At 63.1% G+C, this 8584-nt stretch carries 4 protein-coding genes and 1 tRNA gene; 4 read left to right on the forward strand and 1 reads right to left on the reverse strand.

The window, feature by feature from the left end:
- Positions 1-490 precede the first annotated feature (490 nt).
- From QME84_05465 to QME84_05480, 4 genes are all read left to right on the forward strand, one after another.
- The gene (locus tag QME84_05465; GenBank protein MDI6873713.1) at positions 491-2272 is read left to right on the forward strand and encodes a PKD domain-containing protein; all 1782 of its coding nucleotides are present in this window, start codon (positions 491-493) and stop codon (positions 2270-2272) included.
- 284 nt (positions 2273-2556) lie between these two features.
- Entirely contained in the window at positions 2557-3081 is a 525-nt protein-coding gene (locus QME84_05470) for a hypothetical protein (GenBank protein MDI6873714.1), read from the forward strand.
- 368 nt (positions 3082-3449) lie between these two features.
- Positions 3450-3974: a hypothetical protein gene (locus tag QME84_05475; GenBank protein MDI6873715.1), complete on the forward strand. Its 525-nt coding sequence runs from the start codon at positions 3450-3452 to the stop codon at positions 3972-3974.
- Between the two features lie 23 nt (positions 3975-3997).
- The gene (locus QME84_05480) at positions 3998-7660 is read left to right on the forward strand and encodes an Ig-like domain-containing protein (GenBank protein ID MDI6873716.1); all 3663 of its coding nucleotides are present in this window, start codon (positions 3998-4000) and stop codon (positions 7658-7660) included.
- 662 nt (positions 7661-8322) lie between these two features.
- Here QME84_05480 and QME84_05485 read toward each other — a convergent pair.
- A tRNA-OTHER gene (locus QME84_05485) sits at positions 8323-8415 on the reverse strand.
- Between the last annotated feature and the right edge of the window lie 169 nt (positions 8416-8584).

The following is an 8584-nucleotide window of genomic DNA, read 5'->3' on the forward strand; positions in this document are numbered from 1 at the left end:
CTCCCCAGGTCTGCCCGGTGTGCAAGGCCTCCGCCGACCGCTTCGAACCCTTCCCCCTCTGAGGCTTTGACGCAGCGTGCGTATGCGTGGCTCAAGGCCTGGACTTTGCCGCCGTGTTTCACTTCAACAACCTCTCCGGTGACGTGCTCGGCGCACGATGTCCTGGAGTTGAATCCCACTCATGCGGGGTTCTTGCAAGGTTTTAACGGGTTCGGGGGATGCCTCCACGAGAGGAAAAGAGCCTCACCGGAATACGGGTGGAAATAAGATCAAACTTGGGTGAGGTTTCCCCGGTTCAAAACAGCAGCAAGAAATAAACTTCTATGGTAATTATGTTGTTGTATAATAAGAAAACCTCGCCTTGAGCCAAGCCTGGATATTTATAAGTTATCCAACATATATATCTTGACAACTTCTATGCTCTCCGCTAATATTGGTTTGCTTGCGCCTTGTGGGAACGGAAACGGTAGACTCTGGGGTTAGGGGGCACATGGGCGGAGAGATAATCGCCGAGAGGTTCTCCCTTCTCAAGACCCGGGGGAGCAACGGTCTTGCCTTCACCCACATCGTTGAAGACATCCTCGACGGCCGCCGCCTGGTGGTCAAGGTCAGCGACCGGCTGGGCATCCTGGGCCTGGAATACCTGAAGGCCGCCAACCTCCTCGCGGAAAGCGGTGCCCAGGGGGTTCTGCTTCCCCTGGAGGGCGGGCTGCTGGACGGGGAAGAGGGATACTACCTGGCTTTCCCGGAGCTCGGGGAGCCCTCCCTGGAGAACTACCTGCGCATGAGGCCTTTCCTGACCTGCGAGGAGGTGATCCATATCTTGAGGGGGGTGCTCTCGGCCCTCGAGGGCCTGCACCGGGCCGGCTTCCTCCACCTCTTCCTCGAGCCCCGCAATATCTTCTACCTCCCGCGCCGGTCGGTGACCCTGAAGGACCCCGCCCTGCGGGCGGAATTCTTCCATTCCTTCCTGGAAATGGTAAGCGCGCCCGATTTCTCCTATTTGCATCCTGCCCTCATGGACGGCGGGTTGCCGGGACCGGAGGCGGACCTTTACGCCCTCGGAAAACTGGCCGGGAGGCTCCACGCTTCGGCGGCGGACGGGGATGCCTCGCCACTGGGGCGAGCCATCCTGGGGCTGGCCCGGGCCTGCGAGGAGGTTGCCGGGCAGGGGACGGGCGCGCCTGATGGGGGAATGGTCGGGGCGATGGTTTCCCTCCGGCAGGATTTGGAAAGGGCGCTCGTCGAGGCGCGGTCCCGCGAGGAGGGGGCCGAAGGCCGCTTGAGGTCGGCGCTGAGGAAGCGGCGGAGCAAATCCTCGGGCGAGGATTCCAGGGTGGAGGAAGAACCTGGAAGGGAAGCCTCGTGCCCCTCGGCTGTGAAGTTGCCGGCGCCGGAGGTGGAGGACTCGGCGGGGGGACGGTTTGCGCATTCCGGATTGGCGGGTCACGAGGGCCCCTTCGAGGATTTCCCCGAGCCGGGTGTGGGTGCCGGGACACGTGCCGTAAAGCGGGAGCCGGAGGCCGCGGGGGAGAAAGACCGCTTTGTCGCTGACTCGGGGTGGATGGAGGTCGCCGGAGGGGGGAGTTCTGCGCGAGGGGAGACGAGCGGTGTGGTTCACTCCGGGGTTGAACGGGCCGGACGGTTTTCCCGTTCCCGGCGGGGCGCAATGGCGAGGGCGTTCCGGGTGGCGGCGCTGGTGGCCTGCATCGGACTGCTTCTCTCCCTGCCCATCTATTTCGTGGCGGCCAGGGAGGGCGAGAGCATGGATCCCGTCCTGGGATGGGGAGCCTCGGAGGCCGGGGGCGGGAGGGCCCTCTTCGCGCTCCAGGAGGCCCGGAGGGGTCCGGCGGAAGCGGAGGGCCGCGGTGGAGTGGAGGTAACGGAGGAGGGCGGGATGACGGCGGGCGAGGAAGGCACACCGGTGATCCCGGCACAGGGCAGCGCCCCGGTGGTGAAGGGGGCGGAACCCCCACTCGGGGAAAAGGCGAACGGCGGCGAGGGCCCGGTGAGCCCCCAGCGCCCGGTAGCCTGCTTCACCGTCACCCCGTCGGAGGGGCAGTCTCCCCTGCGCGTGTACCTCGACGCCTCGGGCAGTTACGACCCCGACGGGCACATCGTCTCCTACCAGTGGAGCTGCGGGGGTGGAGCAAAGGCCTTTTACCAGGTCTTCGAGAGCAATCTCATACCCGCCAGGATAGCGGTGACCCTCACGGTCACCGACGACGGGGGCAACATGGCCAGCGTCACCCATTACGTGACCCTGTACTGAGCTTTCGTAAGCGGCGGGAAAAGAGGCGGGATTGATACGGAGAGGAAGCCTTGTTGCGCCGACGGCGAAGCCGTGGGTGCGTGGTCAACGAGGCGGAGGCGATTGCTTGGTAAATATTTCCTGGTAGCCCTCCGGTTGGGTGAGGCCTCGCGGAACGCGGTTGAGCATGACCGGAGTACCGAACGGGCGTTAAGCGAGATAGATGGGTTTGTGGATGCGAAGCGGAAGCGTTTCCAACGGAGGTTTTCCGGAGGTACGTTTCCCCGGAGGAAGGAGGTCTCAAGATGAAGGTGGTGGTGGTCGAGCCCCGGAAGGTGATCCTGGCCGGGGTGCTCTCCTGCCTGCTTTTGGCGGGAAGCATCCTGGGCGTCCTCTGCCTGGCCGGGCTCTTCCGGGGGGAGCGGGCGCGGGCCTACGGAACGGAGGGGGTGGGCTCCCGGACCTGGTACTTCCCGGAGGGATATACCGGCCCCGGCTTCGAGGAGTACATCCTCATCTTCAATCCACATCCGGACGTTGGAGGAACGGGAAAGGTGGCTTTTATCACCCTGGGATATTACGGCCCCAATGGAATGATAGGTTTTAATTATCTCCAACTCGAGCCCGGCCAGCGAGCCTCGGTAAACGTCAAGCACATCCTCAAGGAGAAGTACAACTACGAGGGGGACGTCTCCGTGGTGGTGGGCAGCTGGGACAACGAGGCCACCATCATCTGCGAGCGGGCCATGTACTTCCACTACCCGGGCGGCATCACCGGGGGCAGCCAGTCCCTGGGCTACACGGAAGCGGAAGCCCCCTACGTTCCCTGAGTCGTTCCGGGGGTGCCCCATGGCGAGAAGTTTGAGGAGATGTCGCTCTTCTTTCCGGCCCCAGCCTTGTCACGCCCTGTTTCCTGCATCTTAAATGGCAACTTTTGATAAAGGGGATAAGGAGGGATATGGGTGGCCCTGTCAACTCTCCTCTTCTGGCCCCTCCGGGGTCAGAGGGGGACCTTTTCCTACCCGACTCCCCGGGGAGGGCTACCGGGGCTGGTCGGCGGAAACCTTTCCATTTCCTAAGCCGCGCTGATGGGCATAGGTCTCGATGGAGATAGACGGGAAAGAGATGAACGGGGACGCCCGGTGAAGGAGGACGCTCGTCCTTTCAGGGAGTCCACGGAAAAGGAAGGAGGTCTCAGATGAAGATCGTGGTCATCGAACCACGCAAGGTGATCCTGGCCGGAGCGCTCTCCTGCCTCCTGCTTGCGGGAAGCATCCTGGGCGTCCTCTGCCTGGCCGGGCTCTTCCGGGGGGAGCGGGCGCGGGCCTACGGAACGGAGGGGGTGGGCTCCCGGACCTGGTACTTCCCGGAGGGATATACCGGCCCCGGCTTCGAGGAGTACATCCTCATCTTCAATCCACATCCGGACGTTGGAGGAACGGGAAAGGTGGCTTTTATCACCCTGGGATATTACGGCCCCAATGGAATGATAGGTTTTAATTATCTCCAACTCGAGCCCGGCCAGCGGGCCTCGGTAAACGTCAAGCACATCCTCAAGGAGAAGTACAACTACGAGGGGGACGTCTCCGTGGTGGTGGGCAGCTGGGCCAACGAGGCCACCATCATCTGCGAGCGGGCCATGTACTTCCACTACCCGGGCGGCATTACCGGGGGCAGCCAGTCCCTGGGCTACACGGAAGCGGAAGCCCCCTACGTTCCCTGAGTCGTGCCAGGGGGGTGCGCGGGATGAAGTCAAAGGCGAGACGGCTCCTCTCGGCCTTCCCGGTCCTGGCCTGCCTGGTCCTCCTGCCCTTCCTTCCCGTACGCCGGGTGGCGGTCTCCTACCCCGGCCCCGGGGACGGGTACCGGGGGTGGTCGGCGGAGGCGGTAATCGACCTCCCCAACCCCCGCCACGTGCAGCTGGCCTGGGACGGGGACTACCTCTACCTGGCGGCGGACGATGGGGCGGACGTGTGGCTCTACCGCGCTGCGGACCGATCCTCCCTGCGCTGGGAGAGGGTGAGGAAGATGGACCTGGACCCCTCCCGCCCGGCCTGCGACGCATACCTGGAGGCCCAAGGCGGGTGCCTGGCCCTCTCCTGGAAGGAGCTGGTAGGTAACAGGTGGGCCTTGGTCCTGGCCCTCTCCACCGACCGGGGGAAAACCTGGCGCACCTGGATGGACTCCTCCCCGGGATGGCACAACTACGAGGCCCACCTGGCCCTGTCCGGAAACGTCCTCCACGCCGCCTACGTCTCCGACTACACGGGGCGCAACGAGGTCTTCTACCGGCGCTTCGACCTCGAGCTCACCCCCCTCTCCGTGTCCTGCGCCTCGGGGGCGGATGACGGCGTCCCCGCCACCCAGCCCTGCCTGGAGAGCAGCGGGGAGCTTAACGCCAGCATCTATTACGTGCGCCAGTCGGGCCCTCCCAACCCGGTATGGCAGGCCTTGACCGAGGACGCCGGCCTCTCCTGGAGGGGTTACGAGATAATTCCCACCGAGGGGGGCGTGGACCTCTCCTGGCCCGAGGTGGCGGTATGGAGGGACGGCGTCGACCGGCGGGCCATGGTGGCCGCCGATGGGAAGCACTTGGAAAGCGGAAATCATAGGATTCGTTATTCCCGTTTTTATAATGGAGTTTGGGAGAAGGGAGTAGAAATAGGTTATTTTTCTGCACATTATTCTTATCCGCAAATAACTTCACAAACAAAAGGTACCTTTGTAGTTTTTAGGCAATCTGGTGGATCTGTTGGGTTGGAGGGAGGTGGACTAGTAAATACACACAGTGGAGAATTTAACTCATGGAAACACATCGACGACCTCTTCTACCTCAACATGCCTTACGACCACCCGGGATGCATCGACTGCTGCTCGGATGGGGAGCGCTTCTACGCAGCGGCGGCAGGAACGGGACCCCGCGCGGTGATCATGACCAAGCGCGAGGATGACGCGGATCCCACCGTGTCCCTGGAGAACCCCGGAGCCTACCACAATTCCGATTTCGCCGTCCGGGCGCAGGCCTTCGACGAATTCGACCGCACCGCCGAGTGGCTTCTGGCTCCCCAATCGGAGCGTTATGACCGCGGCATCCTGCACGCCGATTTCTACTACCGGCCGGCGGGAAGCGGGGAATGGCTGGAATGGCCGGGCGGAAAGAGGGACCCGGACGCCCCCTGGGAGATGACCTTCCCCGGTGGGAGCGTCCCCGAGGGCCGGTACGACCTCAAGGTGGTGGTGACGGACACCGCCATGCGCACCTCGGAGAACATATACGGGAACGTGTGCGTGGACCGCACCCCGCCCACCGCGGAGCTTTCCATATCCCCGCCCGACGGGGACAACGGCTGGTACCGGGAGCGGCCGGGCACCGGACCCGCGGTCGGCGGCTCGGACAACCTCTCCAGCATTAAGCGCGCGCTCTACCGCCTTGACGACACGCCTACCTGGACGGTCTTCTCCCAGCCCTTCGACCTCCCGGAGGGAGAACACGTCATCCGTTATTACGTCGAGGACCGGGCGGGCAACGCCTCGCCGGTCATGGAATATGCCTACCGGGCGGACTACACTGACCCGGTGGGCTCCATAATCGCTCCCCCCAACGGTGCCTATTTCCGGGATCTTATGGAGGTGGAGGCCTCCTGCCAGGACGCCGTGTCGGGGGTGGCCTCCCTCACCTGGCTGGTGGACGGAAACGTGGTGAAAACCACCTCCGAGACTCGCGCCACCCTGGACCTCGCCGGGCTTTCCGAGGGGCGCCATACCCTGCAGCTGGAAATAAGGGACCGGGCCGGGCGTACCTTCCGTCCCCAGCCGGTCGACTTCTACCGCGACGTCACGCCCCCCACGGCGAGCATCCTCGAGCCCCGGGGGCAGGACTGGGTGCGGGGCATAGTCCCGGTGAAGGCCGAAGTGGGAGACAACCTGCTGGTATCCCGGGCGGCCTTCTTCGTGGACGGAAAGAGGATCGGTGAGCGCGCCGAGCCTCCCTGGGCGGTCTCCTGGGATACCTCCACGGTAAAGAACGGGTACCACACCCTGCGGGTGGAGGTCTGGGATGCCGCCGGGAATCGCTTCCAGCCGGAGGCCGCGAGCGAGGTCACCGTCTTCGTGGGCAACAACATCAGCCAGACCAACCACTTCGCCGAGGGCTGCACCCGGGAGGGCTTCGACACCTGGCTGTGCCTGCAGAACCCCGGGGACGAGCCGGCGGTGGTGAGCATCAACTACCAGCTGGGGGAAGGGCAGGGCGCGGCCCCGGCCCAGACCTACCTGGTGGCGGCTCACTCCCGTTACACCATCTACGTTAACGGCGTGGTGGGCACGGGAAAGGACGTCTCCATCCAGGTGACCTCCAACCGCCCCATCGTCTCCGAGAGGCCCATGTATTTCACCTACCGGGGGCAGGACGGCAACCCCCTGCGGGGCGGGCACACCGCCCAGGGGGCCCACTTCCCGCGCCGGGAGTGGTATTTCGCCGAGGGCTGCACCCGCCCCGGCTTCGACACCTGGCTGTGCCTGCAGAACCCCGGGGAGCAGGAAGCGGTGGTGCAGGTGGAGTACATGCTGGAAAACGGGGCCTATCTGGGCCGGGTCTACCGGGTGCCCCCTTGGAGCCGGGGGACGGTGATGGTGGACCGTGAAGTGGGGGAGGGGCACGACGTGTCCATGCAGGTCACCTCCAGCGTTCCCGTGGTGGCCGAGCGCCCGGTGTACTTCCTCTACCAGGGGATGTGGGATGGCGGGCACAACGTCATGGGCGCCGGGCGCCCGGAGACGGAATGGTACTTCGCCGAAGGGTGCACCCGTACCGGGTTCAACCAGTGGATATGCCTCATGAACCCCAACGACCAGGAGGCCAAGGCGAGGATAACCTACGTCATGGAGGACGGGGGTCGCATTGAGAGGGAATACCAACTGAGGCCGCGCTCCCGCTTCACGGTCAACGTGAACAACGACGTGGCCCGACAGCACGACGTCTCCACCTGCGTGAGGTCCGACCTGCCCATCGTAGTGGAGAGGCCCATGTACTTCCTTTACGCATCCTCCATAGACGAGGGCTCCAACGCCATGGGGGTGAACAAGGCCGGCTCCTCCTGGTACTTCGCTGAAGGTTGCACCAGGACCGGCTTCGAGGAATACCTTTGCCTCATGAACCCCGGGGAGGAGGAGGCGCGGGTATCCCTGCGCTTTATGCTGGAAGATTCCTCACAGCTCCTGCGCGCCGTCCCCGTACCACCGGGAACCCGGGTGACCGTGAAGGTTAACGACATCGTGGGCGCGGGGCACGACGTCTCCGTGGAGGTCATGAGCGACCGACCGATCATCGCCGAGCGGCCCATCTACAGCCTCTACGGTGGTTCCCTGCCCGCGGGGGATACCTTGTCAGGATATACCTTCAACCCCTGAGCATGAATGCGAAACGCGGAGTATTAACCTCGGGCGGAGGTGGCGGAGCGTAGGGTCGATCTGCCTAAGGGAATGAGCCGATGCATGGAGCGGAAAGGGTCCCGCCGATTCCGGCGGGGCTCTTTCATCCGAGCCGCATCCGCGCAACGGGTTAGATCCCTGTTTCGGTATACCGTTTTGGTTCGAGTGCCCACGCCTCGCGTAAGCGGCCGCCAACCTTTCCAGCAAAGGCGAAGGGCCGGTAAAAGCCACCCGATTCCTCGGGCAAGGAATGGAAACTCCACGACGCCCAAGAGGATGAGGGCGAGAATATGCGGGAGGTCGAGAAAAAAGAGTCGGAAATTTCGTTAAGGGTTTATCCTAACCCGGTTCTCCCTCGAGATAGATGTTTCTACCTGCAGGGCATCACCACCATGGAGGAAAGGGTGTTTATCCTAACCCGAGTTCCTCCCTGGAGATGGACGTTCCTGCCTGCGAAGCACACCATAAATGTGAGGAAGAAGGATTTGGCCTGTCTTGGTTCCCTCCCGGAATGGGTTGTGTCCCAGAAAAAATTTCCCTCGAAATTGACGTATCCCATGGTGGGATGTCCCTCGAATGGATTGCCTCCATGGTGTGAAGAGGAAGGGGAGGAGAACATGATATGGGCTCAGCGGCGGAGCTGGAGGGGGGCAGTGGGAATCGAACCCACCCCGGCTTTTTCACGGCCGGCCAACGGGTTTGCAGCCCGCGGGGGACCCAGTCCCGTGCCCCCCATAGGACCCGGTAACATTCAACCCAAAAATAATATTATAATATATATTAACATATTTAATATCTTTCCTCGCCCAATTCGTAACTTTCTTCGCTCAACCCGAGGCCCTTCCCTTACTCGTTCCAAAGCTATTTTTTTCACGGCTTCCGAATTCCACGCGCAGGGCAAGG

It is taken from the genome of Actinomycetota bacterium, from assembly GCA_030019255.1.
Lineage (GTDB): Bacteria > Actinomycetota > Geothermincolia > Geothermincolales > RBG-13-55-18 > Solincola_A.